Here is a 26,587-nt window from a genome sequence, read left to right as displayed (position 1 = left end):
GCCAGGATGCGCTGTTCAGCTCGCACCCCCACTGGTGGCGCCGGGTCTCGGGTGGTCGCCGCCGCGGATCTGGTCGACGGCGTGCACCAGCAGGGGCTCCAGGACGGCCAGCCCGTCCCGCACCCCGCCGGTCGAACCCGGCAGGTTGACGATCAGCGTCCGTCCCGCCACCCCGGCCAGCCCCCGGGAGAGCGCGGCGGTCGGCACCTTCTCCCGTCCGAAGGCCCGGATGGCCTCCGCGATGCCCGGCACCTCGTGATCGATCACCTTCCGGGTCGCCTCGGGCGTGCGGTCGGTGGGCGAGATGCCGGTGCCTCCGGTGGTGACGACGACATCGAATCCGGCCGCCACGGCCTCCCGCAGCGCCGTTTCCACGGGGTCCCCGTCGGGCACGACCCGGGGCCCCTCGACGGCGAACCCGAATCCCTCGAGGCCCTCCGCGATCAGCGGTCCGCCCCGGTCCTCGTAGACGCCGGCGGCGGCCCGGTTGGAGGCGGTCACGACGAGCGCACGGTACGGCCCGCCGCTCATGCCCGGCTCCAGTCGCCCGACTTGCCGCCCGTCTTCTCCTCCACCCGTACGTCCGTGATGACCGCTCCCTTGTCGACAGCCTTGATCATGTCGATCACGGTGAGCGCGGCGACCGTCACCGCCGTGAGGGCCTCCATCTCGACGCCCGTACGGTCCGTCGTCTTCACGGTGGCCCGGATCTCCACGGCGTCGTCCGCGACCGTCAGGTCCAGTTTCACACCGGACACCGACAACGGGTGACAGAGCGGGATCAGATCGGGGGTGCGCTTGGCGCCCATGATGCCCGCGATGCGCGCGGTGGCCAGGGCGTCCCCCTTGGGCACCCCCTCGCCGCGCAGCAGCTCGACCACGCGGGGTGAGACGAGGACCCGGCCGCTGGCGCGGGCGGTGCGCGCGGTGACGTCCTTGCCGGACACGTCGACCATGCGGGCCGCACCCGCGTCGTCGATGTGCGTCAGCCGGTCCTGTGCGGAGGGTCCGGGGGTCTCCCCCCGGGATGGCACGGTCATGGTGTGGCGCTCCCGGTCCGGGCCCGTGGCAGTGCGGTGCACAGGCCTGTTGTGCGCGACACGGTACCGCCAAGTCGGCACGGGCAGCGGGCCAGGACCCCCGCCGGGGCGCTCAGCCGAGCAGGACGACCTCCACCTCGGTGCCCGGCTCGACGGACTCGACGTCCTCGGGGACGACGATCAGCGCGTCGGCGTGCGCCAGCGCGGCGACCAGGTGGGAGCCGGAGCCGCCGACAGGGGTCGCCTCGCCGTCCGCGTACGTGCCGCGCAGGAACTGCCGGCGGCCCTTGGGCGAGCCGAGCGCCTTGTCCGACCGCAGCGTGGCCCGGGTGCGGGGCCTGTGGACGTCCTCGAGGCCCATAAGGGTGCGGATCGCGGGGCGGACGAACAGCTCGAAGGAGACGTACGACGACACGGGGTTGCCGGGCAGGGCCAGCAGGGGTGTGTGGTCGCGGCCGATGGAGCCGAAGCCCTGGGGCTTGCCCGGCTGCATGGCGATCTTGCGGAACTCGACGCCGCTGCCCGCCTCGTCCTCGTCGCCGACGTGCGACAGCGCCTCCTTGACGACGTCGTACGCCCCGACGCTCACCCCGCCCGTGGTCACCAGCAGGTCGGCGCGGATGAGCTGGTCCTCGATGGTGGACCGGAGAATGTCGGCGTCGTCGGCGACGGCGCCCACCCGGTAGGCGATGGCGCCCGCGTCCCGCGCCGCCGCGGTGAGGGCGAAGCTGTTGGAGTCGTAGATCTGGCCGTGGCCCAGTTCCTCGCCGGGCTGGACGAGTTCGCTGCCCGTGGACAGCACGACCACGCGCGGGCGGGGGCGCACGCGCACCGTGCCCCGGCCGATCGCGGCGAGCAGCGCGATCTGCGGCGGTCCGAGGAGCGTCCCGGCCTCCAGGGCGAGGTCCCCGGCCTTCACGTCGCTGCCCTTGGCGCGCACGTGCGCGCGTGCCTCGGCGGGGCGGTGCACCCGCACCTGCCCCTCGGCGCCCTCGGGGGACAGGCTGCGCGCCCGCATCCCGCTCACCGGCCCCTCGCCGAGCCCGCCGTCGGTCCACTCGACGGGTACGACGGCCTCGGCGCCGGGCGGCAGCGGGGCGCCGGTCATGATGCGGGCCGCCTGGCCGGGGCCGACCCGGAGCGGACCGGCCGCGCCCGCCGCGACGTCCCCGACGACCTCCAGGACGGCCGGGAACTCCTCGCTCGCGCCGGCGACGTCCGCGACCCGCACCGCGTACCCGTCCATCGAGCTGTTGTCGAACGGCGGCAGGGAGACCGGCACCGTGATGTCGTCGACCAGGACGCAGCCCTGGGCGTCGAGCAGCTGCAACTCGATGGGTTCGAGGGGGCGGACGGTGGTGAGGACGTCCTCCAGGTGCTCGTCCACCGACCAGAGGTGGTCCGGGCCGGTGGTGCGGGTCGCGGCGCTGCTCAACGTGGTTACATCTCCTCGGCTACGTAACTGCGAAGCCAGGTCCGGAAGTCCGGGCCCAGGTCTTCACGTTCGCACGCCAGTCTGACAATGGCACGCAGGTAGTCGCCACGGTCGCCGGTGTCGTAGCGGCGGCCCTTGAAGACGACACCGTGCACCGGGCCGCCGACCTTCTCGTCCTGGGCGAGCTGCTGGAGGGCGTCGGTGAGCTGGATCTCGCCGCCGCGGCCCGGTTCGGTCTTGCGCAGTATGTCGAAGATGTGCGGGTCGAGGACGTAACGGCCGATGATCGCGTAGCTGGACGGGGCGTCGGCCGCGTCCGGCTTCTCGACCAGGCCGGTCACCCGGACCACGTCGCCGTCGGCGGTGGACTCCACGGCGGCACAGCCGTAGAGGTGGATCTGCTCGGGAGCGACCTCCATGAGGGCGATCACGCTGCCGCCGTGCTGCTCCTGGATCTCGATCATGCGCTGGAGCAGCGGGTCGCGGGGGTCGATCAGGTCGTCGCCGAGGAGGACGGCGAAGGGCTCGTGGCCGACGTGCGGGGCGGCGCACAGGACGGCGTGGCCGAGGCCCCTGGGGTCGCCCTGGCGCACGTAGTGCATGGTGGCCAGGTCGCTGGACTCCTGCACCTTCGCGAGCCGCTCGGCGTCGCCCTTCTTCTCGAGCGCCGATTCCAGCTCGTAGTTGCGGTCGAAGTGGTCCTCGAGGGGACGCTTGTTGCGTCCGGTGATCATGAGGACGTCGTCGAGCCCCGCCGACACGGCCTCCTCGACCACGTACTGGATCGCGGGCTTGTCCACGACCGGCAGCATCTCCTTGGGAGTGGCCTTGGTGGCCGGCAGGAACCGGGTGCCGAGGCCTGCTGCGGGAATGACAGCCTTGCTGATCCTGGGGTGCGACTGAGTCATGCCCGCAACCTTATCCGGTGCCTTTGTACGGAATCTGTGGCTCCGGTTAACTCGTACTCATATGAGCACATCAAGAAAGGTGCGAGAACGGCCAGTGGAACACGACGGACGCACGGGCGAGCCTGACAAGCGAATGTTGCGGCGGGAGTTCCTCGCGGTGAGGAACAGGTTGACGGACGGTGTCGTCCAGGAGGCGGCCGACACGCTGGCCGCGCGCGCCCTGGAACTGCCCGAACTCGCCCGTGCGCGCACGGTGGCTGCTTACGTCTCCGTGGGCGGCGAGCCCGGCACGCTCGCGCTGCTGGACGCACTGCGCGCGCGTGGCGTGCGCGTCCTGCTCCCCGCTCTGCTGCCCGACAACGACCTGGACTGGGGCGAGTACACCGGTGCCGGCTCCCTCGCGCGGATCCAACATGGCGGAAAGATGGCCCTGTTCGAGCCGTCCGGCGAGCACCTCGGCCCGGACGCGGTGTGCGCGGCCGACGTCGTGCTGCTGCCCGGACTCGCGGTGGACGCGCGCGGGATGCGCCTGGGGCGCGGCGGAGGCTCGTACGACCGTGTGCTCGCGCGTCTGGAGCGCGCGGGCGCCCGCCCCGCGCTCGTGGTGCTGCTGTACGACACGGAGGTCGTCGCGCGCGTCCCGGCGGAGCCGCACGACCGGCCGGTGCAGGCGGTGGTGACGCCGTCGGGCGTGCGCCGCTTCCCGGGCGCCTGACGGACCGGCCCTCGTGCGACAGGGCCCTCCACGCGCGCGTGGAGGGCCCTGTCGTCAGCGACGCGTCAACGGCTCACGGCTTGAGGACGAGGGTGTCGCTCGTGCTCTTGTCGACCGCCCCGGCGGAGAACGACCAGGGCAGCAACTCGCCCTTGGCCCACTTGCCGGTCTGGTCGACGTAGTGGGCGCTGTACGCGTGCCCGGAGGCTCCGGTCAGGTTGATCCACCGGGACTTGTCCAGGTCGGCGAGGTTGACCACCATCCGCATGGACGGCACCCAGACGACGCCGTATCCGCCGGCCGCGTTCCAGCCGGTCGCGTTGACGGTGGCCTCGCCGCCGCTGAGCTTCCAGGGGCCGCGGTTGAGGACGTACTGCAGGAACTTGGGGCCCTCGGTGCCGAGCGTCTGGTTCTTCAGGAACAGGCGGTGCAGCCGGCCCCAGCTCCAGGTGTCGATGTCCTTGCCGAGCTTGGCGGTGAGCTCCCAGCGGGCGTCGATCATGGCGCGGGCGAACAGCTGGTCCCGGTTCTCGGCCTTCGGGCGGGTGCCCGACGCGGGCGTCTTCCACCAGTCGCTGTCCGGCTTGTCCATCAGCTTGCGCACGACCTCGAACCAGCGGTCGCCGCCGTCCGGCTGGGCCTGGTCGGCATCGCGCTGGCCGCACTCGCGCACCTTGGTGTCGTCGTCCAGCGGACCGGTGCTGTCGATCTTGTCGACCCACAGGCACTGGCCCTTGACCCGCAGCTCCTTGGGGAGCTTGTTGCCGAAGGCGAGCTTGAGGATGTTGCGCCAGACGGCGTTGAAGTAGGCGGCGGCCGCGGAGTCGGCGTCCTGGGTGTAGTCCCAGCCCTCCAGCAGCTTCTGCGCCTGGCGGACGTCCTTGTCGCCGAGGTCGATCTTCAACAGCTTGGGCACCAGCAGCTTGGCGATCTCGCTGCTGCTGTCCAGCTGCATCTGGCGCATGTCGTCGGTGGAGATCTTGCCGCCGTGATTGATCTTGGACTCGATCAGGTCGGTGATGCGCTGGCTGCGGGTGCCGTAGCCCCAGTCGGTGGTGAGCGTGTACGGGTACTTGTCCTTGTCGACCACGGCCTGGTTGGCGGTGACGATGTAGCCCCGCTCCGGGTCGTACTCGTAGGGCAGCTCGTCCTGCTTGATGAAGCCGGTCCAGCGGTACTTCGAGTCCCAGCCCGGCGCCGGGATCGAGCCGTCGTCCAGCGAGGAACGCGTGGGGATCCTGCCGGGCAGCGTGTAGCCGATGTGGTTCCTGGTGTCGGCGTAGACCAGGTTCTGCGAGGGCACGTCGAACAGGGCGGCGGCCGCGCGGAAGTCACTCCAGTCAGCCGCCTTGTCGATGGCGAACACGGCGTCCATGGAGGTGCCCGGGTCGAGCGCCGTCCACCTCAGGGCGATGCCGTAGCCGTCGCCGCGGTCGGGTGCGGCGGTGTTGACGGTGGCCCTCCTGCCGACCTGGACGAGTTCGTCGTCCCGGTCGGACAGCAGCGGCATGCCGTCGGCGGTCTGGCGCACGACGATCGTCTTCGGCTTGCCGCCGGCGACCTCGATGGTCTCCTCGCGGGTCTTGAAGGGCCGGATCTTGCCGTCGTACAGGTAGCCGTTCGCGGTCACCTTCTCCAGGTACAGGTCGGTGACGTCGACCCCGGAGTTGGTCATGCCCCAGGCGATGTCGGCGTTGTGGCCGATGATCACACCGGGCATCCCGGCAAAGGTGTAGCCCGTGACGTCGTACTGGCACTTGCCGGAGACGGCACGGCAGTGCAGGCCCATCTGGTACCAGACGGACGGCAGCGACGCCGACAGGTGCGGGTCGTTGGCCAGCAGCGGCTTGTGCTTGACGGTGTACTTCCCGGCGACCACCCAGGAGTTGGAGCCGATGCCCTGGCCGTTCACACCGACGGCGGTCGGCACGTCGTCCAGAACGTTGTAGAGGCCCGCCAGCTGGCTCGTGAGCGCCGATCCGGTCGTGGACGAGGTGGCGGAGCCGGTCGTGCCCGTCGCGCCCTGGGAGGAGCCCGTGGCGCCGCCGTTCTGCTGGAAGGTCTTGGTCAGCTCGTTGTACTGACCCTCCTGGACGATCGCCTTGTGGCGGCTGTACGGGTACTGGGGGTACAGGTCCTGGATCTGCTGCGGGCCGAGACGGCTGGTCATCAGCGCGCGGTCGATCTCGTCCTGCATGTTGCCGCGCAGGTCCCAGGCCATCGCCTTCAGCCAGGCGACGGAGTCGACCGGGGTCCACTTCTGCGGCTTGTAGTCGTTGGTGAAGCCCAGGGCCGCGTACTCCAGGGAGATGTCCTCGCCGTCCTTGCCCTGCAGGTAGGCGTTGACTCCCTTGGCGTACGCCTGGAGGTACTTCTTCGTGGAGGCCGACAGCTTGGTGTCGTACTCCTCCTTGGCGATCCGGTCCCAGCCGAGGGTGCGCAGGAACTCGTCGTTCTTGACCTGGCCCTTGCCGAACATCTCCGACAGGCGCCCGGAGGTCATGTGCCGGCGCACGTCCATCTCGTAGAACCGGTCCTGCGCCTGGACGTAGCCCTGGGCCATGAACAGGTCCGCGTCGGACGAGGCGTAGATCTGCGGGATGCCGTTGCCGTCCCGCTTGACGTCGACGGGCCCCGAGAGGCCTTGGAGCGTGATCGAACCCTTGGTCTGCGGGAAGGAGGCGCGGACGGTGCTGATCGACCAGTACGCCCCGTAGGCGATGCCGCCGATGATGGCCAGGACGAGCACCAGCACGACAAGTCGGGCTTTACGCCCCTTCTTCCTGCCGGACTTGACGGGCGTGGCACCTGTCGTGGCGGTGTCACCCGTTGTGGCGGTGGTGTTGGGGGGCATCGCTGTCCTTGCTGTCCTAACGCGAGCGGCAGGTCGGGCTGTGACTTTGAATGAGCGCTGGAGCAACCATAGGCGTAGGGCCTCGAACCACTTGACGCGGAGTCGGGAACAGGCGCGCACGGACGTTCGATCTTGCCCCGGGAAGCGTCAAGAAAGCGTCAAGAGTTAGGTAAGGTAACGAAGTACTTGGGTGTGCGGTCCGCCGCAGCCTCGGGTCTTGTGTACGTGAGTCCGCGCGCGCCCCGCGCGGGCCAACGAAGGGAACCGCCGCTGACTGTCCACCACCTCAACCAGCTGCTGCTCGTCTGCTCCGTCGTCCTGCTCGTCGCAGTCGCGGCCGTCCGGGTCTCCTCCCGCAGCGGGCTCCCCAGCCTGCTCGTTTACCTGGGGATCGGCGTCCTCATGGGCCAGGACGGCATCGGTGACATCCACTTCAACAGCGCCGAAGTGACCCAGGTGATGGGATACGCGGCCCTGGTCGTGATCCTCGCCGAGGGCGGCCTCGGCACGAAGTGGAAGGAGGTCCGGCCGGTCCTGTCCTCCGCCTCCGTCCTGGCGACGGTGGGAGTGGCGGTCAGCGTCGGGGTCACGGCGGCGGGCGCGCACTATCTGGTCGGGCTGGAGTGGCGGCAGGCGCTCATCATCGGTGCGGTGGTGTCGTCCACGGACGCGGCGGCGGTCTTCTCCGTGCTGCGCAGAATCCCCCTCCCCGCGCGCGTGACGGGCACGCTCGAGGCGGAGTCCGGCTTCAACGACGCTCCGGTCGTCATCCTGGTCGTCGCCTTCTCCCAGGCCGGCCCGGTCGAGCACTGGTACACCCTGGTCGGCGAGATAGCCCTGGAGCTGGCCATCGGAGCGGCCATAGGGCTGGCGGTGGGCTGGATCGGGGCCTGGGGCCTCAGGCATGTGGCCCTGCCCGCCTCGGGCCTCTACCCCATCGCCGTGATGGCCATCGCCGTCACCGCGTACGCCGACGGCGCCCTGGCGCACGGCAGCGGCTTCCTCGCCGTCTACCTGGCCTCGATGGTGCTCGGCAACGCCAAACTGCCCCACTGGCCCGCCACGCGCGGCTTCGCCGAGGGGCTCGGCTGGATCGCGCAGATCGGCATGTTCGTCGTGCTCGGCCTGCTCGTCACCCCGCACGAGCTGGGCGACGACATCCTGCCCGCGCTGGTCATCGGGCTGGTGCTGACGATGGTCGCGCGCCCCCTGAGCGTGATCCTCAGCCTGGCCCCGTTCCGCGTGCCGTGGCAGGAGCAGGTCCTGATGTCGTGGGCGGGGCTGCGCGGCGCCGTGCCCATCATCCTGGCGACCATTCCCATGGTGAACGGCGTCGCGGGCAGCCGGCGCATCTTCAACATCGTCTTCGTGCTGGTCGTCGTCTACACCCTCGTCCAGGGGCCGACGCTGCCCTGGCTGGCCCGCAAGCTGCGCCTCGGCGAGGAGGGCGAGGCGTCCGACCTCGGCATCGAGTCGGCGCCCCTGGAGCGGCTGCGCGGGCATCTGCTGTCCATCACGGTCCCCGAGGGCTCCCGGATGCACGGTGTCGAGGTCAACGAGCTGCGGCTGCCGCCCGGGGCCGCCGTCACCCTCGTCGTCCGCGAGGGCAAATCGTTTGTTCCGCTGCCCACGACGGTGCTGCGGCACGGGGACGAACTCCTCGTGGTCGCCACCGACCCGGTGCGCGACTCCGCGGAACGACGTCTGCGGGCGGTCGCCCACGGCGGCAAGCTGGCCGACTGGCTGGGCACCGACGGAGCCGGGGCGGGCAGCTCTCGTTAAGTGCGGGTTTCGTACCGTTCACACCCCCGGCAATCCCAGGTGGCCGAGCCTGATGGTGCTCATTTTCACAGGTCCGCGCGGGGGCAGCCCCTGTACGATGAAGGCGCACCCTGATCGAACCAACTCTGCCTGACGCAGAGCTGGCGCGACCGTATGGCGGCCGAGTCCCCCCACCCGCAGTGGGCGTCGGTATCTACCGCAGTCCGCGCAAGAGGACAGCTCTCGGCGCCCGGGCCCGCAACGGGGCACCGCGCTACCAGGCGGCAGAAAGGCACGGGCCGTGGGATCCACGGTCACCACCACCGAACCGGCGAAGACCTCGACGGCATCCTCCCGCCCGGGATACGGACAGCTGCTGCGCACCCGCGGCGCCTGGACCTTCCTGCTCCCCGGCTTCGCGGCGCGCCAGCCGTTCGCGATGCTCACCATCTCCATCGTGCTGCTCGTGCAGCACACCACCGGCTCCTACGGCGCCGCGGGCGCCGCCGCGGCGGCCACCGGCGTGTCCATGGCACTGTTCGCGCCGTACAGCGGCCGCCTGGCCGACCGCTACGGACAGCGCGCCGTTTTGATCCCGGGTGTCCTCGTGCACACGCTGGCGGGCCTCACCCTGACGGCGCTCGCGCTGGCACACGCTCCCCTGTGGGCCCTGTTCGCGGCCGCCGTACCCACCGGCGCCTCCGTGCCGCAGGTCGGCCCCATGGTGCGCGCCCGCTGGGGCGTGAAGCTCCAGGGCTCGCCCCTGATGGCCACCGCGGCCGCCTTCGAGTCCGTCACGGACGAGCTGACCTTCGTCTTCGGGCCGCTGCTCGCGACCGCGCTGTGCACCGCCGTCACCCCGTCCGCCGGTCTGGTGACGGAGGCCGCGCTGACGCTCGTCGGCGGTCTGCTGTTCGCCGCCCAGCGGAGCACCCAGCCGCCGGTGACCGCCGAGAACGGGCACGCGCGCGTGAGGCACGCCTCCGCGCTGCGCGTCCCGGGCGTGCGGGTACTGGTCGTGACCTTCCTGGGCATCGGCTCGGTCTTCGGCGGCATGCAGGTGTCACTGGCCGCCTTCACCGAGTCGATCGGCGAGCCCGGCCTGAACGGCGTCCTGTACGGCGTCTTCGCCGCGGGCAACATGCTCTCCGGCATCGTCTGCGGCGCGATCGCCTGGAAGGTCGCCCCGCAGCGGCGCCTGGTCGTCGGCTACACGGCGCTGGCGCTGGTCGCCTCCGCGCTGTGGACGGCACACTCGGTGGCGCTGCTGGCCGGTCTCGGCCTGCTGGTCGGCATGTGCATCGCGCCGGCCCTGATCACCGGCTACACCCTGGTCGAGGGCCTGGTCCCGGCCGAGGCCCGCACCGAGGCGTTCACCTGGCTGACCGGCGCCGTCGCGCTCGGCCAGGCGGCCGCCGTCACGGTCGCCGGACAGCTGGAGGACCGCCTGTGGGGCGGCGCCGGATTCCTGGTGCCGATGGCCGGCACCCTGCTGGCGCTGGCCACCCTTGTGGCTCTGCGTTCGGCGCTGGTCGCCCGGCCCCGGAACCGCACCGTCGCACGTGGCGTCGGTCACCGAGTGCCGGTGACGGTGGACTGATCCCCAGGAATACGTCACTATGGACCGTCGTTAGCACTCATTGAGTGAGAGTGCCAGGAGGAAGACAGTGCCGACCTACCAGTACCAGTGCACCGAGTGCGGCGAGGGCCTCGAGGCGGTGCAGAAGTTCACCGACGACGCCCTGACCGAGTGCCCCAGCTGCGGTGGCCGCCTGAAGAAGGTGTTCTCCGCGGTCGGCATCGTCTTCAAGGGCTCCGGCTTCTACCGCAACGACTCCCGCGGCTCCACGTCGAGCAGCAGCCCGGCGTCGAAGTCGTCCGGCTCGTCGACGTCCGACGCGAAGTCGTCCGGGTCGTCCGACGCGAAGTCGTCCTCGGCATCGTCCGCGTCGTCGCCGTCGTCGTCCTCCTCGTCTTCCTCCAGCTCCGCCGGCACCTCCGCCGCCTGAGAACTCGCGCCCGAGGCCCTGCCGTCGCGTGACGGCAGGGCCTCGGGCGTACCCGGACACCGGCTCCCCCGCCGTCGAGCGGCCAGCTAGTGTGCTCGTCATGGCGAACGCAGAGATCGGTGTGATCGGGGGCTCGGGCTTCTACTCGTTCCTCGACGACGTGACCGAGGTCCAGGTGGACACCCCCTACGGGCAGCCCAGCGACTCCCTCTTCCTCGGCGAGATCGCCGGCCGGCGGGTCGCCTTCCTGCCCCGGCACGGCCGCGGCCACCACCTGCCGCCGCACCGCATCAACTACCGCGCCAACCTCTGGGCCCTGCGCTCGGTCGGCGTCCGGCAGGTCCTCGGACCGTGTGCGGTGGGCGGGCTGCGCCCCGAGTACGGCCCCGGCACCCTGCTCGTGCCGGACCAGTTCGTGGACCGCACGAAGTCCCGGGTACAGACGTACTTCGACGGGCTGCCGCTGCCCGACGGCACGGTGCCCAACGTGGTGCACGTGTCCATGGCCGACCCGTACTGCCCCACCGGACGCGCCGCCGCGCTGAAGGCGGCCCGCGGACGGGACTGGGAACCGGTGGACGGCGGCGCGCTGGTCGTGGTCGAGGGGCCGCGCTTCTCGACCCGCGCCGAATCGTTGTGGCACCAGGCCCAGGGCTGGTCGGTGGTGGGCATGACGGGCCACCCCGAGGCGGCCCTCGCCCGTGAACTGGAGCTGTGCTACACGTCCCTGACTCTGGTCACCGACCTGGACGCCGGCGCGGAGACCGGCGAGGGCGTCTCGCACGAAGAGGTCCTGCGGGTGTTCGCGGCCAACGTGGACCGGCTGCGGGGTGTGCTGTTCGACGCGGTGGCGGCGCTTCCGGAGACCGGGGCGCGGGACTGCCTGTGCATGAAGGCGCTCGGCGGGATGGACCCGGGGTTCGAACTCCCCTAGCGGGAGGCCCGTCGCAGCGCGAAGCCTGCCGTAGCGCGCGGCGGAACTACTCGTTCGGGTGGGCGGGTTGTCCACAACCCGCCCACCGTCCACCGGCTCCGGCGGGATCCGGCGCGAGGCCTCATCGTGGCATCGCAGCCGAATTCCTCCTCGCAGGCGGTGATCCCCATGCCCTTGTCCTCGTCGTCCCCCGGTCCGTACGCGCCCACTCCGTCCGCCTCCGCTCCGCCGGCACCTTCCGTCTCTCCTCGCTCCCCCTCCGCCCGCTCCCCCTTCCCGCCTCCCCTCCGCCTCCCGTGTCCGCTGGGCACCGATGCCCCGGCGACCTGCGAGGTGCCCCCCTTCGCCCCGGTGCGGGTGCGCGGCGGCCGGTACCGGTTGCAGCGGCTGGTACGGCACCGCAGGCGGGCCCTCGCGGCCGGCCTCGCGGTGACCGCGGCCGCGCTCGTCGCGGCGGGGCCGCGGACCGTGACGCAACCGCACCACGGCGACCGCGCCCACGGCCACCCGGTCGCGGAACCCGCGCGACGGCACCGGGCGGCGGAGGTGGTGACGGCTCCCGTGCGGATCGCCGACGCCGCCACGGTCCGGCTGCTGCGGCCCGGCGACCGGGTCGACGTCGTCGCCGCCGAGGACCCGTCGACCGGGGGCGGCGTCCGGGTGCTGGCGCGCGGCGCGCGGGTGACGAAGGTGCCGGAGCCCCTGGAGGGGGCGGCCGAGAGCGGGGCGCTGGTCGTGCTGTCGGTGCCACGCGGCGCGGCGGCCCGGCTCGTCGGCGCGAGCGCCACGGCACGGCTGGCGGTGACGCTGTGCTGACCCACCTCGGACGTTTGCCGGGCGACCCACCGGCAAGTCGTTCTACCGAGCTACGGAATTGGACACAATGGCCGTACGGTGCCGTAGGTTGCGGAGCGTTTGGTTCCACACCCTGTGCATGCGAGGAGAGTCGCCGAGGTGAGCGCGAAGAAGGAAGCGAGCGTCTGGGAGGGCTTCAAGGCCTTCCTGATGCGCGGGAACGTCGTCGATCTGGCAGTCGCGGTGGTCATCGGCGCCGCCTTCACGAACATCGTCAACTCTGTGGTGAAGGGGCTCATCAACCCCGTGGTCGGTGCGATCGGCACGCAGAACCTGGACCACTACAGCTCCTGCCTCGAGGCACCGTGCGCGGTGAACCCGGACGGGTCGGTGAAGAGCGGTGTGCCGATCCTGTGGGGGACGGTGATCGGCGCCACCCTCACGTTCGTGATCACCGCGGCCGTCGTGTACTTCCTGATGGTTCTGCCGATGTCGAAGTACCTGGCGCGGCAGGAGGCCCGCAAGAAGGCGCGCATGGGCACTCAGGAGGTCATGGAGGTGACCGAGCTGGAGGTCCTGAAGGAGATCCGCGACGCGCTGGTCGCGCAGCGCGGGTCGGGGCACGACGCGCGATAGCGGCGGGGCCGCGGGCGGCTCAGAGGTGGTGGGGCGGCTTCTCGTCGAGGAAGCGCCTCAGGTCGGCGGCGCTGTCGCCGTCCGTGCGCTCGCCCCACCCGCGGTCGGTGTCGTCCGAGGACTGCTGGCTCAGCGGGTCGTCGAAGATCAGCGCCGGCTTCGGGTCGCGCGGCTCGGATGCGGGGGCGGTGCTCATGCCTCAAGGGTACGGCCCCGGCCCGGGCGGCCCCGGCGAGCGCCCCTTCCGGACACGGGACGAGAGCCCGGTACACCCTTGTGAATGCGCTCACAAGATTTTGCCGGTGATTTCTGTTGTCCTGGGAGGCATGACGTCGAGTTCCGCTCCGGCGCCCGCCTCACCGGGCGCACACCAGCCCAAGGGGCCCCTGCGGCGGCTCGTCGCGCGCGGGCGCGACGAGTCCCACCGTGTCTCCTCCCCGCTGGAGCTCCTCTTCGACCTGTGTTTCGTCGTGGCCGTCGCGCAGGCGGGCCAGCAGCTCGTGCACGCCGTGACGGAGGGGCATCCGGGCCACGGGATCCTGAACTACGCGCTGGTGTTCTTCGCCATCTGGTGGGCCTGGATGAACTTCACCTGGTTCGCCTCGGCGTACGACAACGACGACGTCCTCTACCGGGCCGTCACCCTGGTGCAGATCGCCGGCGTGCTGGTGCTGGCCGCGGGCGTCTCCCGGGCGTTCCAGCAACACGACTACCTGGTGGTCTGGCTCGGTTACGTGATCATGCGGCTGGCGATGGTCGCGCAGTGGCTGAGAGCGGCGGGATCGGCCGAGGGCGCGGAGCGGACCGTGGCACTCAGATACGCGTGCGGCGTGCTGCTGTGCCAGGTGGGCTGGCTGGGGCTGGTCCTGCTGCCCGAGCCCGCCCGGCCCTGGATGTTCCTGGTGATGGCGGTCGCGGAGCTGTGCGTGCCGGTGTACGCGGAGAAGGACCAGGAGACCCCCTGGCATCCGCATCACATCGCCGAGCGGTACGGCCTGTTCACGATCATCGTGCTCGGCGAGACGATCGCCGCGGCCACGGTCGCCGTGAAGTCGGCGGTGGACGAGCACGGCGCCCTGGGCGAACTGCTGCCGATCGCGGCGGGCGGCCTGCTGATCGTCTTCTCCGCATGGTGGATCTACTTCGTGGTGCCCATCCACGGCCACCTGCGATCCAACGGGCAGGCGTTCCTCTGGGGTTACGGCCACTATCTGATCTTCGCCTCGGCCGCCGCGATCGGCGCCGGCCTGGAGGTGGCCGTGGAGCAGTCCGTCGGCATGGCACACATATCGACGCTGTCGGCCTCGGCGGCCGTGACCCTGCCGACGGCGCTGTACCTGCTCACCGTATGGGCGCTGCACTCACGGCACTTCAAGATCGGCATCACCCAGCAGCTGGTGCTCCCGGTCACCGCGCTGCTCGTGGTCTGCTGCACCTTCCTGGGCGGATGGGCGGTGCTCGCGGCGGGACTCGTGTCGGCGGCCGCCGTCGCCGTCGGCGTGGTGCTCACCACCCGTACGGCCTCCCGCGGGAGGCCCTCGAGCACACCGGCGTCCACTGCCTGAACTCGTCGGACGCGTCACGGGGGTGGGCCAGACTGACCCCATGACAGTTGACGCATTGACGGACGTCGCCGGGCTGCGGGTGGGACACGCCACCCGCACCGGGGACGGCTGGCTCACCGGCACCACGGTCGTCCTCGCACCGGAGGGCGGCGCCGTCGCCGCCGTGGACGTGCGCGGAGGCGGCCCCGGTACCAAGGAGACCGACGCCCTCGACCCGCGCAACGTGGTGCAGAAGGTCGACGCCGTCGTGCTGACCGGAGGCAGCGCCTACGGGCTCGACGCGGCGTCCGGCGTCATGGCCTGGCTCGAGGAGCGCGGACGAGGGGTGCCGGTCGGGACGGACCCGGCGCACGTCGTCCCGGTGGTCCCCGCCGCGTGCGTCTTCGACCTGGGGCGGGGCGGGGACTTCCGCGCCCGCCCGGACGCGGCCACGGGACGCGCGGCGGTCGAGGCCGCGGCCGCGAGCGCACCGGGCGCGCGGGTGCCCGAGGGCTGTGTGGGCGCGGGAACGGGCGCCGTGGCGGGGGCGGTCAAGGGCGGTGTGGGCACCGCGAGCACGGTCCTCGACTCGGGCGTCACCGTGGCCGCGCTGGCGGTCGTGAACGCCGCGGGGGCGGTGGTGGACCCCGAGACGGGCGCGCTGTACGGGGAGTTCTTCCAGGGCCGCCTCGAGTACCCGCGGGCGGATCTGCACCACGCCGCGCGCCTGCGCCTCGACGAGGCCGCCTCCAAGAACCCGCCCCCGCCGCTGAACACGACGCTCGCCGTGGTCGCGACCGACGCGGACCTCACCAAGGCGCAGGCGCAGAAGATGGCGGGCACGGCACACGACGGCATCGCGCGCGCCGTGCGGCCGGTGCACCTGCTGCACGACGGCGACACGGTGTTCGCGCTGGCGACGGGCACGCGCCCGCTCGCCGGCGGACATCCGCTGGCGCTCAACGACATCCTCGCCGCGGGTGCGGACCTGGTGACGCGCGCGATCGTCCGTGCCGTGCGCGCCGCCGAGCCGGTCGACGGGCCGGGCGGAGCGTGGCCGTCGTACGGGGAGTTGTACGGGAAGCGGTAGGCGCGGCGGCGGTGCAGGGGCCCGGGCGGGGGCCTCGGATTGTCGCGGTTTCGTCACGTGATGGGCGCAACGGGCCCCGGAGGGAACCTCCCTCGGGGCCGAGTCCCTCTCTCTCCACGCACTGGAACGGATCACGCACATCACACGAACCTGGAGCAGCCCGTGACAACGCCGGACATTGCAGCGCGGCGCGCACTGGGGGCCTGTGCCGCCCTGATGGTCGGCGCCCTCACTCTGACCGCCTGCGGCGGCGACGCCAACGCCACCGACGACGGCAAGGGCGGCAAGAACGCGCCGCGGACCTCGTCGGCGAAGATCGCGATCTCGGCCAAGGACGGTTCGACCGGCGCGTCCATCAACGGCACCGGCGTGAAGGTCAGCGGCGGCAGGCTGACGGACGTGAAGATGACCGTGGCGGAGTCGGGGCGGTCGGTGCCCGGGGCCGTATCGGCGGACGGCGGCAGCTGGAAGCCGAAGCAGCAGCTGGAGCGCGGCACGAAGTACGAGATAAACGCGACCGCGAAGGACTCCGGCGGACGCACCGCGGCGGCCAACTCCATCTTCACCACCGTCACCTCGGCGAACAGCTTCATCGGCACCTACACACCGGACAACGGCTCGACGGTCGGGGTGGGCATGCCGGTGTCGTTCACCTTCGACAAGTCCATCACCGACAAGAAGACCGTGCAGTCGCACATCACGGTCGACTCCAGCAGTGGCCAGCAGGTGGTGGGGCACTGGTTCGGGGACCGGCGGCTGGACTTCCGGCCGCAGGACTACTGGAAGGCCGGCTCCAAGGTGACGATGAAGATCGACCTGGACGGCGTGCGGGGCGCGAACGGCGTCTACGGGGTGCAGAAGAAGACGGTGTCCTTCACGATCGGGCGCTCGCAGGTCTCCACCGTCGACGTCTCCACGCAGACCATGACGGTGGTGCGGGACGGCAAGACGCTCAAGTCGGTGGCGATCTCCGCGGGCAGCCCGCAGCACACCACGTACAACGGGCAGATGGTGATCTCCGAGAAGTTCGTGCAGACCCGGATGAACGGCTCGACGGTCGGCTTCGGCGGGGAGTACGACATCCCGGACGTGCCGCACGCGATGCGCCTGACCTCGTCGGGCACGTTCATCCACGGCAACTACTGGTACAACAAGGGCAACCCGCCCTTCGGTCGGGAGGGCACCAGCCACGGCTGCGTGGGCCTCGCGGACGCGCAGGGCGCGCAGGGCGACACGACGGCCAAGTGGTTCTACGACAACTCGCTCATCGGGGACGTCGTGGTCGTGAAGAACTCCCCGGACACGACGGTCTCCCCGGACAACGGGCTCAACGGCTGGAACATGTCCTGGAGCGCCTGGACCGCGGGAAGTGCCGCCTGACCGGCTGGTTTTGACGGAACGTGGGGCCGTGCGGGAACTTTTCGCGCGGCCCTCGCGTTTTCCGGGCATACGTTTTCTCGGTTCCCGGACACGATGTCCGACCGAGGGGCTACGGTATGCACCCACTAGGTGACATGCAGCAACGCCGGGAGAAGCCTTGAGCGTTCCGTACGAGACGGCAGCGTACGAACCAGCCGAGTCGCCCGAGTCTCCGGAGGAGCATCTCGCGCGACTCCTCGGCCGTGCCCTGAACTCCTTCGAGCTGCCGGACGAGGTGATAAGGCGGCTCGACTGCGCGCTGGCGCACGACAGCTCGCTGCTCTCCGCCCATCACAGCGCGGGGCTGCACCGTGAGACGTACCGGCACACCTGGCTGCTCGCCGACGGCTCCGCGGTGACCCTGTGGGAGCTGGTCCACAACACGGCCCCGGGCGGCGACGTACAGCACGAGGTGTACGCCGACGAGGAGGAGCTGCACACCGCCACCGCCCGGCTCCCGCTGCCGCCGGAGGCACCGGACTTCGAGCTGCCGGCCCTGATGCAGCTGTGGGCCGTCCCCGAGCCCCGGCACGTCTACGCGCCGGACGACTCCGCGGACCACGCCCGCCGGCTGCTGCGGCGCGCGGAGAACCCCGACCGGCCCGGCGCGGAGACGGCGGCGCTGCTGGCGACGGCGGCGGCGCACCAGATCACCCAGGCGTTCGGACGGCCCGGGCGGGCCGCCCGCGCGGGACTGAGCTTCGCGCTGTACGAGCACGCGTTCCTGCTGCCGGACGGCCGGGAGGTCTCGCTGTGGGAGGTCGAGCACACGGCGACGCCCGACGGGCGGCACATGTGCGAGGTCTACGCGACGGAGGACGCGGCCCGGGAGGCCATGGAGCGCCGCGCGGCCCGGCAGGCCTAGGGCCTTTCTTTCGGATCTGGCCGGCTCGGAGCGGTGGCGCCTTGTGTCCGGCCCGAACGGGGTCCGGTGCGTGCAGCTGCAAGGCGGAGGAGGGCGTCGACGCGATGGGGGCGCCCCCGCGCGAGCGAAGCCGAGCGTGGGGGAGTCGGCAACCGACCACAACGCGGCGGATGCGCGTGCCGGACCCCGCGACCCCGGCAAGATCCGAAAGAGAGGCCCTGACCCGGAGGGGGCTCGGCGCTCTCTTCCGTCAGCGGTCGCCGAGTTGTCGTACCAGGCCCGCGAAGGCGTCCTGTTCCGCCGGGGTCAGTTCGACGGACTCCCGCGGGGGGCCGGCCTGGGGCTGCTCCGGGAGAGCGGGCAGCGCGGCGGCGGCATGCCATTCGGCGACGGCCTCGACACGGGCCCGGCGCAGCAGTCGCAGCACCACGGCGGCCCAGGCGACGGCCGCCACGGTGAGGGCGACCATGCCGGTCAGCTGGAGAGTCGAGACGTGCTCAGGCATGAGCCCCAGTAGACACCACGGCCCGGGACTTTGGTCCCGGACCGTGACGTATCTCGCAGGTGCCGTGAACAACTCACAGCTCACCAAAGGGACAAGAGCCGGCGGCGCCCGTCAGGCGGCCACCGGCTGCTTCGCCTCCGCCGCCGTGGCCGGACCGGCGGTGGGGTCGGTGACCGTGGTCCCCGGTGCCTGCTTGCGCATGCCCTTGAGGATGACGACCAGGGCGGTGGTGACACACACGCCGGCCGCGATGGCGATCAGGTACAGGAACGGGTTGCCGATCAGCGGGACCACGAAGATGCCGCCGTGCGGGGCGCGCAGGGTGGCGCCGAAGACCATCGACAGGGCGCCGGTGACCGCGCCGCCGGCCATGGCGGACGGGATGACGCGGAGCGGGTCCGCCGCGGCGAACGGGATCGCGCCCTCGGAGATGAAGGAGGCTCCCAACACCCAGGCGGCCTTGCCGTTCTCGCGCTCGGTCTGCGTGAACAGCCTGCCGCGGACCGTCGTGGCCAGGGCCATCGCCAGCGGCGGGACCATGCCGGCCGCCATCACCGCGGCCATGATCTTCATCGCCGAGTCGCTCGGGCTGGCGACCGCGATGCCGGCGGTGGCGAAGGTGTAGGCGACCTTGTTGACCGGGCCGCCCAGGTCGAAGCACATCATCAGGCCGAGCAGGGCACCCAGCAGGATGGCGTTGGTGCCGGTGAGGCTGTTCAGCCAGTCGGTCATGCCCTTCTGGGCGGCGGCGATGGGCTTGCCGATGACGACGAGCATCAGGAATCCGACGATCGCCGAGGAGATCAGCGGAATCACCACCACCGGCATGATGCCGCGCAGGGCCGTGGGGATGTTCACCCTCTGGATCGCCATCACCACACCGCCGGCGATCAGACCGGCCACCAGGCCGCCCAGGAAGCCCGCGTTGATGTCGAGTGCGATCGCGCCGCCCACGAAACCGGGGACGAGGCCGGGCCGGTCGGCCATGCCGTACGCGATGTAGCCGGCCAGGACGGGGACGAGGAACTTGAACGCCACGCCGCCGATCTGGAAGAGCAGGGCGCCCCAACTGTCGGCCTGCGTCCAGACGAAGTGGTCCATGACCGACGGTGCCTTGCTGACCTGCCAGCCGCCGATAGCGAAGCCCAGGGCGATCAGCAGACCGCCGGCCGCGACGAACGGGACCATGTAACTGACACCGCTCATCAGCCACTTGCGCAGCTTGGTGCCGTAGCCCTCGGTGGAGTCGCCGGCCCGCTCGACGGGCGTGGCGGCTGCGGCGCCCGAGGTGACCTCGCCGCGCTCGGCCTTGCCGCGCACCTCGCCGATCAGCTCGGCGGGGCGGTTGATGCCCGCCTTCACACCGACGTCGACCGTCGGCTTGCCCGCGAAGCGGTCCTTGTCCCGCACGGGGACGTCGTGCGCGAAGATCACGCCGTCCGCGGACGCGATCACCGCCGGGTCGAGCCGGGTGAAGCCCGCCGAGCCCTGCGTCTCGACGACGACCTCGGCACCGGCCTCGCGGCCCGCGTTCTCCAGGGACTCGGCCGCCATGTAGGTGTGGGCAATGCCGGTCGGGCAGGAGGTGACGGCGACGATGCGGAACGGCCGCTCACCGGCGCCGGAGGCATCGGCGGCGGACGCACCGGCCGAGGCTTCGGCGGCGGCGCCTTCCGCGGTGGCCGGCGCCGGAGCGGTGGCACCCGCGCCCGGCTGCGCACCGGCTTCCGCGTCCTGCGCCGTACTGCCCGCCGCGGCGTCGGCGGAGGCCGCCCCCGACGCCGCGGCGGTGTCCTGCGGGGCGCCCTCGGCCGCTGTGGCCGGCGCCTCCTCACCCCGGACCAGCGCGGCCGCCGTCGCCGCGTCCCGCGCCGACCGCAGCGCGTCCGTGAACTCGGTGTTCATCAGCTGCCGGGCCAGCGACGACAGGATCGTCAGGTGGGCGTCGTCGGCGCCGGCGGGGGCCGCGATCAGGAAGATCAGGTCGGCGGGGCCGTCGGCGGCGCCGAAGTCGATCCCGGCGGAGCTGCGGCCGAAGGCGAGCGTCGGCTCGGTGACGTGGGGGCTGCGGCAGTGCGGGATGCCGATGCCGCCGTCCAGGCCGGTCGGCATCTGTGCCTCGCGGGCGGCCACGTCGGCGAGGAAACCGTCCAGGTCGGTCACCCGGCCCAGGGCCACCATGCGCTCGGCGAGGGCGCGCGCCGCCGCTTCCTTGGTGTCGGCGGACAGGTCGAGATCGACCAGGTCCGCGGTGATCATGTCGCTCATCGCGGGCTCCTATGCACGCGTATCGCCCGGGGAGAGGGGTGGGCGGGGGTGGGGACGGGGGTGCCGTGGGGGGAGACGGCGGGGTGGACGGGGGCGAGGCCGGGCAGACCCTGCCCGGCGGGGGCGGCGGAGCGGATCGGGGTGCCCTGCCGGCCTGTCGCGGCGGCGAGTAACGGGGAGCCTCGCCACTTGGTGACCGGTGGTGGGAGCGGGGCCGACGGCACGGTCGTACGGGCGTCGCGGAGGTTCATGACACGCGCTCCGTCAGTTCGCGGTCGACCGGGACGTCGGCCGTGACGGTGACCGCGGCCGGGTCCAGGTCGGCCGGCGTGGGCATCACGCTGCCCGGGAGCTGGACGGCGGCGGCACCGTGGGCGACGGCGGAGGCCAGGGCCTCCGGGCCGCTGCCGCCGGCGATCAGGAAACCGGCGAGGGAGGAGTCGCCGGCGCCGACGTTGCTGCGGACGGCGTCCACGCGGGCGCTGCCGAACCAGGCCCCGGCGTCTTCCACGAGGAGCTGCCCGTCGGCGCCCAGGCTCGCGAGCACGGTGCGTGCGCCCATCTCACGCAGTTCCTCGGCCGCCTTCACCGCGTCGCCCACGGTCGCCAGGGGGCGACCGACGGCTTCCGCGAGTTCCGCGGCGTTCGGCTTCACCACGTCGGGCCGCGCGCGCAGCGCCTCCAGGAGCGCACGCCCCGAGGTGTCCAGGGCGATACGCGCGCCCCCAGCGTGCGCCCGCGTGACGACATCGGCGTACCAGGAGGGCGCGAGGCCCCCGGGCAGGCTGCCGCAGCACGCGATCCAGTCGGCGTCCCGGGACTGCGCGCGGACAGTCTCCAGCAGGAGTTCCTGCTCGGCCGGCGACAGCAGCGGGCCCGGAGCGTTGATCTTCGTGAGCACTCCGTCCGCCTCCGCGAGGGCGATGTTGGAGCGGGTGGCGCCGGCGATCGGGACCGGCGCGACCTCGATGCCCTGTGCGTCGAGCAGATCGGCGACGAGCGCCCCCGGCGCACCGCCCAGGGGCAGGACGGCGACCGTGCGCCGACCGGTGGCCGCGACGGCGCGCGAGACGTTCACGCCCTTGCCACCGGGGTCCGTGCGCTCGGTCTCGGCCCGGATGACCTCGCCGCGCTTGAGGGCGTGGACCTCGTAGGTGCGGTCGAGGGACGGGTTGGGGGTGACGGTGAGAATCATGCGCGCACCACTTCCGTGCCGCCGCGCTCGATCACGGCGGCGTCCTCGGGGCTCAGCCCGCTGTCGGTGATCAGCAGGTCCACGTCGCTCAGGTCGGCGAAGCGGGCGAAGTGCTCCTGGCCGTGCTTGGCGGAGTCGGCGAGGAGGACGACGCGGCGGGCGGCGGCGACGGCCGCCCGCTTGACCGCGGCCTCGGCGAGGTCGGGAGTGGTCAGACCGTGCTCGGCGGAGAATCCGTTGGCGGCGACGAACAGCACGTCGGCGCGGATCTCGCCGTACGCGCGCAGCGCCCAGGCGTCCACGGCGGCGCGCGTACGGTGCCGTACGCGCCCGCCGACCAGGTGGAGCTGGATGCCCGGGTGGTCGGCGAGGCGGGCCGCGATCGGCAGGCTGTGCGTGACGACGGTGAGGGACGACTCCAGCGGGATGGCCGCGGCCACCCGCGCCACCGTCGTACCGGCGTCGAGGACCATCGTGCCCTCGGTGGGCAGCTCGGCGAGGGCCGCCTTGGCGATGCGGTCCTTCTCGTCGGCGGCAGTGGACTCGCGTTCGGCGAGGTCCGGCTCGAAGTCGAGGCGGCCGACCGGGATGGCGCCACCGTGCACGCGGCGGACGAGGCCGGCGCGGTCGAGGGCCTTCAGGTCCCGGCGGATCGTCTCCGCCGTCACCTGGAACTCCTCGGCCAGCGACAGGACGTCCACCCGGCCGCCGTCACGGGCGAGCCGGAGGATCTCCTGCTGCCGCTCCGGTGCGTACATGTCCGTTCGCCTCCGACTCATGCCCGAACGTGTGGTTTCACTGCGAGGCTACGCCCGGTTTTCCGGAAAGTAAACGGGTTCGGACTCGAATCGGGCACGAACGGACTTCCGGTGATGTCCGGACAGCACAAGGACCCAGTACCCATTCGGTACCGGGTCCCTCGTCGTGCCTGGTCAGCCCACCAGCTCGCGCTCCTTCTCCACCACCGCGGGCTCCTCGTCCGCCGCCCCCTCCACGTGCTGCGCCGGACGCTTCGGCAGGGCGGACATCAGCAGGAAGATCAGGCCCATGACCCCGGCGACCCACCACAGCGCGTGCTGGAAGCCGTGCACGAAGGCGGGGCCCACCCGGACGGGGGTCAGCCGGTCGCCGATCACCCCGAAGAACACCACGGACACCAGCCCGAGCCCGAGCGCGTTGCCCATCTGCTGCACGGTGTTGATCAGGCCGGACGCGGAACCGGCGTGCTCGCGCGGCACCTCCGAGAGCACCGCGTCCGTCAGCGGGGCGACGATCAGACCCATGCCGGCCCCCATCACGACCAGCGGGAGGGCCATCTGCCAGGAGGCGATGGCGAGGCCGTACCGGTGCGACTCCCAGATGTAGAGGAGGACGCCCACCGCCATCACCAGCGCGCCCGTCTGGAGCACCTTGCGGCCGAACCGCGGAACCAGCTTCTGCACGGACATCCCGGCCGCCGTGGACACCGCGAGCGAGAACGGCACACCGGTCAGGCCGGCGTGCAGCGGGCTCCAGCCCAGGCCGATCTGCATGTACAGCGTCCAGACCAGGAAGAAGATGCCGAGCGCGACACCGAAGACGGTCTGTACGGCGATGCCGGCGGCGAAGCTCTTCACCCGGAACAGGGACAGCTCGATCAGCGCGGAGCCGTCGCGGGCCGCCTTGCGCCGCTCGTAGGCGACCAGCGCCACGAAGACGCCGAGCGCGCCGGCCATGCACACGTACCCCCACAGCGGCCAGCCCAGCTCGCGACCGCGGGTCAGCGGGTAGAGCAGCATCAGCAGGCCCAGGGTCACCAGGGCGACACCGACCAGGTCCAGCTTCAGCGCCTTCGGCGCGCGGGACTCGGTGATGTAGCGGCGGCCGAGCAGGAACGCGGCGATGCCGACCGGCAGGTTGATCAGGAAGATGGGCCGCCACTCCAGGCCGAACAGGTTCCACTCCGTCAGCAGCGCGCCGAGCAGCGGGCCGGAGACCGCGCCCAGGCCGACGATCGCACCGAAGAGGCCGAAGACCTTGCCGCGCTCATGGGCGGGGAAGGTGGCGTGCACGATCGACAGGACCTGCGGGACCATCATCGCCGCCATGCCGCCCTGCAGGATGCGGGAGGCGACCAGCATCTCCGGGTTCGCGGCGAAGCCGCACAGGGCGGAGGCCAGGGTGAAGCCGCCGATGCCGACGAGGAACAGCCGACGGCGGCCGTGGATGTCGCCGAGGCGGCCTCCGGTGATCAGACCGGCGGCGAAGGCCAGGGCGTATCCGGCGGTTATCCACTGGATCTGGCTGAGCGAGGCGCCCGCGTCCCGCTTGATCGAGGGAATCGCGATGTTGACGATCGTGACGTCGACGAGGTCCATGAAGGCCGCCGTCATCACGATCGCGAGCGCGAACCAGCGGCGGCGGTCGCCCGGTGCCGGCTGAGCGCTGAGGGTCTGTTCCGTGGAGGTCATGCACCGAAGGTAGGACCCCACTAGGTCAGATCGTGTCCTAGTTCTACGGCATTCTCGAACGCATGACGACGGACACTCCGGCTCGGCTCCTCCAGTTGCTCTCCCTCCTGCAGACCCCGCGCGAATGGCCCGGCGGCGAGCTTGCCGACCGGCTCGGGGTGTCCCGCCGTACCGTGCGGCGGGACATCGACCGGCTGCGGGAACTGGGCTATCCCGTGCAGGCCACCAAGGGCGCCGACGGCGGGTACCGGCTGGTCGCGGGCAAGGCGATGCCCCCGCTGGTGCTCGACGACGAGGAGGCGGTGGCGATCGCGGTCGGGCTGCGGGCCGGTGCCGGGCACGCCGTGGAGGGGGTGGAGGAGGCGTCGGTGCGGGCGCTGGCGAAGCTGGAGCAGGTGCTGCCTGCGCGGCTGCGGCACCGGGTCTCGACGCTTCAGGCCGCGACGACGCCGCTGACCAGCGGGGACGGGGCGAGCATCGCACCGGAGACACTGACCGTGATGGCGTCGACGGTGGCGGGCCGGGAGCGGCTGCGGTTCGCCTACCGGGACAAGGACGGCGGTGACTCGCGGCGGCTGACCGAGCCGCACCGGCTGGTCTCGACGGGGCGGCGGTGGTACCTCGTCGCGTACGACCTCGGGCGGGAGGACTGGCGGACGTTCCGGGTGGACCGGGTACGGCAGCCCTTCGCCACCGGAGTGCGGTTCGCACCGCGGGAGTTGCCGGAGGGGAGCGCGGCGGAGTATCTGCGCCGGTCGATCCAGCGGCGGCAGGAGACGTACGCGTTCGAGGTGCGGTTCGCCGGGCCGGTGGAGGCGGTGTCCTCGCGGCTGCCGGGATGGCTCGGGGTGCCGGAGTCGGACGGTGAGGGCGGGTGTGTGCTGCGAGGGGCGAGCGGGGATCCGGTGGAGTGGCTGGCGGTGCGGCTGGCGATGGTGGGCTGCGAGTTCGTGGTGCGGGGGCCGGCCGAACTGATCGAGTGTGTACGGGGGTTGGGCGGGCGGTTGAGCCGGGCAGGGGAAGTGGACTGATCCCGCGAGGAGTTCGGGCGGCCGAGAGACGGCACATGGCGCTCCCGGACGGACCCAGGGCGCTCCTAGGCCCCCTCCCCCCACCCGAAGTCGCCGAGCGCCTCCAGGTTGTGCAGGGCCAGGGCCGCCGGGCCGTCGGGGCCCGTGGGTGGGTCGTCGGTGACGGCCCAGGACTCGACGGCCACTCGGATCGCCGCGCCGGCGACCGCCGCCGCGAAGCGGAGGCGGGGCGGGACCGGGTGGGCAACGTTGTCCTCACCCGCCGCGGGCGTCGTTTCCCCCGTGCGCGGTGACAGCCTTTCCGCCAGGATTTCCGCGAACGCCGCCTCCGACGTCTGACAGACCTCCGCCCACACCTTGCGCAGGGCGGGGCTCGCGTCGGCCAGTCGGATCAGCGTGCGGACCCACTCCCAGGACGACGCCGTGACACCGGCACCGGGGGTCAGGGTGTGGTGGACCGCGTGGCGCAGGGCCTCCGGCGCGGTGAGGGCCGGCGGGGCGTCACGCACGGCCTGCATCCAGCGCTGGGCGCCTGCCGCGTAGAGCGGGGTCACCGCCTCCTCCTTGGAGGCGAAGTAGCGGTAGAAGGTGCGCGGAGCGATGCCCGCCGCCTGGGCGATGTCCTCGGCGCGGGTGGCGCGCAGGCCCTGCCGGACGAAGAGGGCCGCCGCCGCGCGGGCGATCTCCATCCGGGTCTCCGCCTTACGGCGTTCGGTGAGGGACACCGTGGAAGGGGCCGTCGAGGCCGTCGAGGCCTTGGAGGCCGAAACTGGCTGGTCGGGGGTGTTGCCGGTGGTGCTCGGGGTACTCACATCGGCAGGCTATGCCGATGTGGCAGAATCTGCCATCCGGCGGGCCACCCCGGGGTTCAGGTACGGGGTGGCCCGCCGATTCAGCGTGGCCGGCGAACGTGAAAGCCGGTGGCCGGCGGCAGCAAGAAGCCGGGCCCCGGCGCCTGGGGGGGGTAGGCGCCGAAGCCCGGCTCTGGGAAGGTCCCGGCGCTGGGGGGGATGGCGTCGGGACGTGGCTCACTTGCCCGGCCGGGCCAGGTGCGGACCGGGCCGGTTGTGGGGGATGTGCGGATGGTGGGAGTGCGACCCCGGGGCCCAACTCCTGGGCCCTGAAGGGTTTTT

General features: G+C 71.9%; 25 protein-coding genes. 12 read left to right on the top strand and 13 right to left on the bottom strand.

Annotated features, from left to right (window positions below):
- Nucleotides 1-15: 15 nt before the first annotated feature.
- The 4 genes from AC07CM_RS23400 to galU all read right to left on the bottom strand — a co-directional run bounded on the left by AC07CM_RS23400 (nucleotide 16) and on the right by galU (nucleotide 3,383).
- Nucleotides 16-531, bottom strand: coding sequence for a MogA/MoaB family molybdenum cofactor biosynthesis protein (locus AC07CM_RS23400; RefSeq protein ID WP_478878384.1), 516 nt, complete (start codon nucleotides 529-531; stop codon nucleotides 16-18).
- A complete protein-coding gene (moaC, locus tag AC07CM_RS23395) occupies nucleotides 528-1,040 on the bottom strand; it encodes a cyclic pyranopterin monophosphate synthase MoaC (protein WP_478878383.1) in 513 nt (170 codons plus the stop codon). Before moaC ends, AC07CM_RS23400 begins: the two co-directional genes overlap by 4 nt.
- Before the next feature lie 112 nt (nucleotides 1,041-1,152).
- On the bottom strand, nucleotides 1,153-2,475 hold the full coding sequence (gene glp, locus AC07CM_RS23390; protein ID WP_478878382.1) for a molybdotransferase-like divisome protein Glp: 1,323 nt from the start codon (nucleotides 2,473-2,475) through the stop codon (nucleotides 1,153-1,155).
- 5 nt (nucleotides 2,476-2,480) lie between these two features.
- Complete coding sequence (galU, locus tag AC07CM_RS23385; protein ID WP_478878381.1) at nucleotides 2,481-3,383, bottom strand: UTP--glucose-1-phosphate uridylyltransferase GalU; 903 nt, start codon at nucleotides 3,381-3,383, stop codon at nucleotides 2,481-2,483.
- A 133-nt stretch (nucleotides 3,384-3,516) separates the two neighbouring features.
- On the opposite strand from galU, the gene AC07CM_RS23380 reads away from it, so the two are divergent.
- The gene (locus AC07CM_RS23380; RefSeq protein WP_478878558.1) at nucleotides 3,517-4,098 is read left to right on the top strand and encodes a 5-formyltetrahydrofolate cyclo-ligase; all 582 of its coding nucleotides are present in this window, start codon (nucleotides 3,517-3,519) and stop codon (nucleotides 4,096-4,098) included.
- 73 nt (nucleotides 4,099-4,171) lie between these two features.
- On the opposite strand, the gene AC07CM_RS23375 is transcribed toward AC07CM_RS23380, so the two are convergent.
- Nucleotides 4,172-6,952, bottom strand: coding sequence for a penicillin acylase family protein (locus AC07CM_RS23375; RefSeq protein WP_478878380.1), 2,781 nt, complete (start codon nucleotides 6,950-6,952; stop codon nucleotides 4,172-4,174).
- Between the two features lie 219 nt (nucleotides 6,953-7,171).
- Between AC07CM_RS23375 and AC07CM_RS23370 the strand changes: the two genes are divergently transcribed.
- The 6 genes from AC07CM_RS23370 (at nucleotide 7,172) to mscL (ending at nucleotide 13,087) form a co-directional block, all read left to right on the top strand.
- On the top strand, nucleotides 7,172-8,734 hold the full coding sequence (locus tag AC07CM_RS23370) for a potassium/proton antiporter (RefSeq protein ID WP_478878379.1): 1,563 nt from the start codon (nucleotides 7,172-7,174) through the stop codon (nucleotides 8,732-8,734).
- Nucleotides 8,735-9,014: 280 nt separating this feature from the next.
- The gene (locus AC07CM_RS23365; protein WP_478878378.1) at nucleotides 9,015-10,313 is read left to right on the top strand and encodes an MFS transporter; all 1,299 of its coding nucleotides are present in this window, start codon (nucleotides 9,015-9,017) and stop codon (nucleotides 10,311-10,313) included.
- A 67-nt stretch (nucleotides 10,314-10,380) separates the two neighbouring features.
- Nucleotides 10,381-10,722 (top strand): FmdB family zinc ribbon protein, encoded by a 342-nt coding sequence (locus tag AC07CM_RS23360; protein WP_478878377.1) that lies wholly within the window; start codon nucleotides 10,381-10,383, stop codon nucleotides 10,720-10,722.
- Between the two features lie 100 nt (nucleotides 10,723-10,822).
- A complete protein-coding gene (locus tag AC07CM_RS23355; protein WP_478878376.1) occupies nucleotides 10,823-11,656 on the top strand; it encodes an S-methyl-5'-thioadenosine phosphorylase in 834 nt (277 codons plus the stop codon).
- A gap of 168 nt (nucleotides 11,657-11,824) precedes the next feature.
- Entirely contained in the window at nucleotides 11,825-12,472 is a 648-nt protein-coding gene (locus tag AC07CM_RS23350) for a hypothetical protein (protein WP_478878375.1), read from the top strand.
- Between the two features lie 138 nt (nucleotides 12,473-12,610).
- Nucleotides 12,611-13,087: a large conductance mechanosensitive channel protein MscL gene (gene mscL, locus AC07CM_RS23345; RefSeq protein WP_478878374.1), complete on the top strand. Its 477-nt coding sequence runs from the start codon at nucleotides 12,611-12,613 to the stop codon at nucleotides 13,085-13,087.
- A 19-nt stretch (nucleotides 13,088-13,106) separates the two neighbouring features.
- Here the strand turns inward: mscL and AC07CM_RS23340 are convergent, their stop codons facing one another.
- The gene (locus AC07CM_RS23340; RefSeq protein WP_478878373.1) at nucleotides 13,107-13,283 is read right to left on the bottom strand and encodes a hypothetical protein; all 177 of its coding nucleotides are present in this window, start codon (nucleotides 13,281-13,283) and stop codon (nucleotides 13,107-13,109) included.
- Nucleotides 13,284-13,413: 130 nt separating this feature from the next.
- Between AC07CM_RS23340 and AC07CM_RS23335 the strand changes: the two genes are divergently transcribed.
- From AC07CM_RS23335 to AC07CM_RS23320, 4 genes are all read left to right on the top strand, one after another.
- Nucleotides 13,414-14,652: a low temperature requirement protein A gene (locus AC07CM_RS23335; protein ID WP_478878372.1), complete on the top strand. Its 1,239-nt coding sequence runs from the start codon at nucleotides 13,414-13,416 to the stop codon at nucleotides 14,650-14,652.
- Nucleotides 14,653-14,692: 40 nt separating this feature from the next.
- Nucleotides 14,693-15,721 carry a P1 family peptidase gene (locus tag AC07CM_RS23330; protein ID WP_478878371.1) on the top strand — a complete coding sequence of 343 codons (1,029 nt, stop codon included), beginning with the start codon at nucleotides 14,693-14,695 and terminating at the stop codon, nucleotides 15,719-15,721.
- A gap of 162 nt (nucleotides 15,722-15,883) precedes the next feature.
- A complete protein-coding gene (locus AC07CM_RS23325) occupies nucleotides 15,884-17,101 on the top strand; it encodes a L,D-transpeptidase (protein ID WP_478878370.1) in 1,218 nt (405 codons plus the stop codon).
- A gap of 157 nt (nucleotides 17,102-17,258) precedes the next feature.
- Nucleotides 17,259-18,005 carry a DUF6227 family protein gene (locus AC07CM_RS23320; RefSeq protein WP_478878369.1) on the top strand — a complete coding sequence of 249 codons (747 nt, stop codon included), beginning with the start codon at nucleotides 17,259-17,261 and terminating at the stop codon, nucleotides 18,003-18,005.
- A gap of 250 nt (nucleotides 18,006-18,255) precedes the next feature.
- Here the strand turns inward: AC07CM_RS23320 and AC07CM_RS23315 are convergent, their stop codons facing one another.
- From AC07CM_RS23315 to AC07CM_RS23290, 6 genes are all read right to left on the bottom strand, one after another.
- A complete protein-coding gene (locus AC07CM_RS23315) occupies nucleotides 18,256-18,510 on the bottom strand; it encodes a hypothetical protein (protein WP_478878368.1) in 255 nt (84 codons plus the stop codon).
- A gap of 111 nt (nucleotides 18,511-18,621) precedes the next feature.
- Nucleotides 18,622-20,778, bottom strand: a complete 2,157-nt coding sequence (locus tag AC07CM_RS23310) for a PTS fructose transporter subunit IIABC (protein WP_478878367.1) — start codon at nucleotides 20,776-20,778, stop codon at nucleotides 18,622-18,624.
- A complete protein-coding gene (locus AC07CM_RS23305) occupies nucleotides 20,775-21,029 on the bottom strand; it encodes a hypothetical protein (protein ID WP_478878366.1) in 255 nt (84 codons plus the stop codon). Before AC07CM_RS23305 ends, AC07CM_RS23310 begins: the two co-directional genes overlap by 4 nt.
- Nucleotides 21,026-21,973 carry a 1-phosphofructokinase gene (pfkB, locus tag AC07CM_RS23300; RefSeq protein WP_478878365.1) on the bottom strand — a complete coding sequence of 316 codons (948 nt, stop codon included), beginning with the start codon at nucleotides 21,971-21,973 and terminating at the stop codon, nucleotides 21,026-21,028. Before pfkB ends, AC07CM_RS23305 begins: the two co-directional genes overlap by 4 nt.
- Nucleotides 21,970-22,731: a DeoR/GlpR family DNA-binding transcription regulator gene (locus AC07CM_RS23295; protein ID WP_478878364.1), complete on the bottom strand. Its 762-nt coding sequence runs from the start codon at nucleotides 22,729-22,731 to the stop codon at nucleotides 21,970-21,972. Before AC07CM_RS23295 ends, pfkB begins: the two co-directional genes overlap by 4 nt.
- A 174-nt stretch (nucleotides 22,732-22,905) precedes the next feature.
- Nucleotides 22,906-24,423: an MFS transporter gene (locus AC07CM_RS23290; protein ID WP_478878363.1), complete on the bottom strand. Its 1,518-nt coding sequence runs from the start codon at nucleotides 24,421-24,423 to the stop codon at nucleotides 22,906-22,908.
- Between the two features lie 62 nt (nucleotides 24,424-24,485).
- Here AC07CM_RS23290 and AC07CM_RS23285 point away from each other — a divergent pair, with 62 nt between their 5' ends.
- The gene (locus tag AC07CM_RS23285) at nucleotides 24,486-25,454 is read left to right on the top strand and encodes a helix-turn-helix transcriptional regulator (RefSeq protein ID WP_478878362.1); all 969 of its coding nucleotides are present in this window, start codon (nucleotides 24,486-24,488) and stop codon (nucleotides 25,452-25,454) included.
- Between the two features lie 65 nt (nucleotides 25,455-25,519).
- Here the strand turns inward: AC07CM_RS23285 and AC07CM_RS23280 are convergent, their stop codons facing one another.
- A complete protein-coding gene (locus AC07CM_RS23280; RefSeq protein ID WP_478878557.1) occupies nucleotides 25,520-26,143 on the bottom strand; it encodes a TetR/AcrR family transcriptional regulator in 624 nt (207 codons plus the stop codon).
- Nucleotides 26,144-26,587: the final 444 nt, after the last annotated feature.

The sequence above is a fragment of the Streptomyces sp. NPDC044061 genome, from assembly GCF_056434305.1.
This window is presented reverse-complemented; position numbering and strand designations above follow the sequence as displayed.

Excerpts from the sequence above, each read along its gene's own strand:
- AC07CM_RS23400 (WP_478878384.1), bottom strand. The coding sequence starts at position 531 with ATGAGCGGCGGGCCGTACCGTGCGCTCGTCGTGACCGCCTCCAACCGG.
- moaC (WP_478878383.1), bottom strand. The coding sequence starts at position 1,040 with ATGACCGTGCCATCCCGGGGGGAGACCCCCGGACCCTCCGCACAGGAC.
- galU (WP_478878381.1), bottom strand. The coding sequence starts at position 3,383 with ATGACTCAGTCGCACCCCAGGATCAGCAAGGCTGTCATTCCCGCAGCA.
- AC07CM_RS23380 (WP_478878558.1), top strand. The coding sequence starts at position 3,517 with ATGTTGCGGCGGGAGTTCCTCGCGGTGAGGAACAGGTTGACGGACGGT.
- AC07CM_RS23375 (WP_478878380.1), bottom strand. The coding sequence starts at position 6,952 with ATGCCCCCCAACACCACCGCCACAACGGGTGACACCGCCACGACAGGT.
- AC07CM_RS23355 (WP_478878376.1), top strand. The coding sequence starts at position 10,823 with ATGGCGAACGCAGAGATCGGTGTGATCGGGGGCTCGGGCTTCTACTCG.
- AC07CM_RS23350 (WP_478878375.1), top strand. The coding sequence starts at position 11,825 with ATGCCCTTGTCCTCGTCGTCCCCCGGTCCGTACGCGCCCACTCCGTCC.
- AC07CM_RS23340 (WP_478878373.1), bottom strand. The coding sequence starts at position 13,283 with ATGAGCACCGCCCCCGCATCCGAGCCGCGCGACCCGAAGCCGGCGCTG.
- AC07CM_RS23335 (WP_478878372.1), top strand. The coding sequence starts at position 13,414 with ATGACGTCGAGTTCCGCTCCGGCGCCCGCCTCACCGGGCGCACACCAG.
- AC07CM_RS23330 (WP_478878371.1), top strand. The coding sequence starts at position 14,693 with ATGACAGTTGACGCATTGACGGACGTCGCCGGGCTGCGGGTGGGACAC.
- AC07CM_RS23315 (WP_478878368.1), bottom strand. The coding sequence starts at position 18,510 with ATGCCTGAGCACGTCTCGACTCTCCAGCTGACCGGCATGGTCGCCCTC.
- AC07CM_RS23310 (WP_478878367.1), bottom strand. The coding sequence starts at position 20,778 with ATGAGCGACATGATCACCGCGGACCTGGTCGATCTCGACCTGTCCGCC.
- AC07CM_RS23305 (WP_478878366.1), bottom strand. The coding sequence starts at position 21,029 with ATGAACCTCCGCGACGCCCGTACGACCGTGCCGTCGGCCCCGCTCCCA.
- pfkB (WP_478878365.1), bottom strand. The coding sequence starts at position 21,973 with ATGATTCTCACCGTCACCCCCAACCCGTCCCTCGACCGCACCTACGAG.
- AC07CM_RS23295 (WP_478878364.1), bottom strand. The coding sequence starts at position 22,731 with ATGTACGCACCGGAGCGGCAGCAGGAGATCCTCCGGCTCGCCCGTGAC.
- AC07CM_RS23290 (WP_478878363.1), bottom strand. The coding sequence starts at position 24,423 with ATGACCTCCACGGAACAGACCCTCAGCGCTCAGCCGGCACCGGGCGAC.
- AC07CM_RS23285 (WP_478878362.1), top strand. The coding sequence starts at position 24,486 with ATGACGACGGACACTCCGGCTCGGCTCCTCCAGTTGCTCTCCCTCCTG.
- AC07CM_RS23280 (WP_478878557.1), bottom strand. The coding sequence starts at position 26,143 with ATGGAGATCGCCCGCGCGGCGGCGGCCCTCTTCGTCCGGCAGGGCCTG.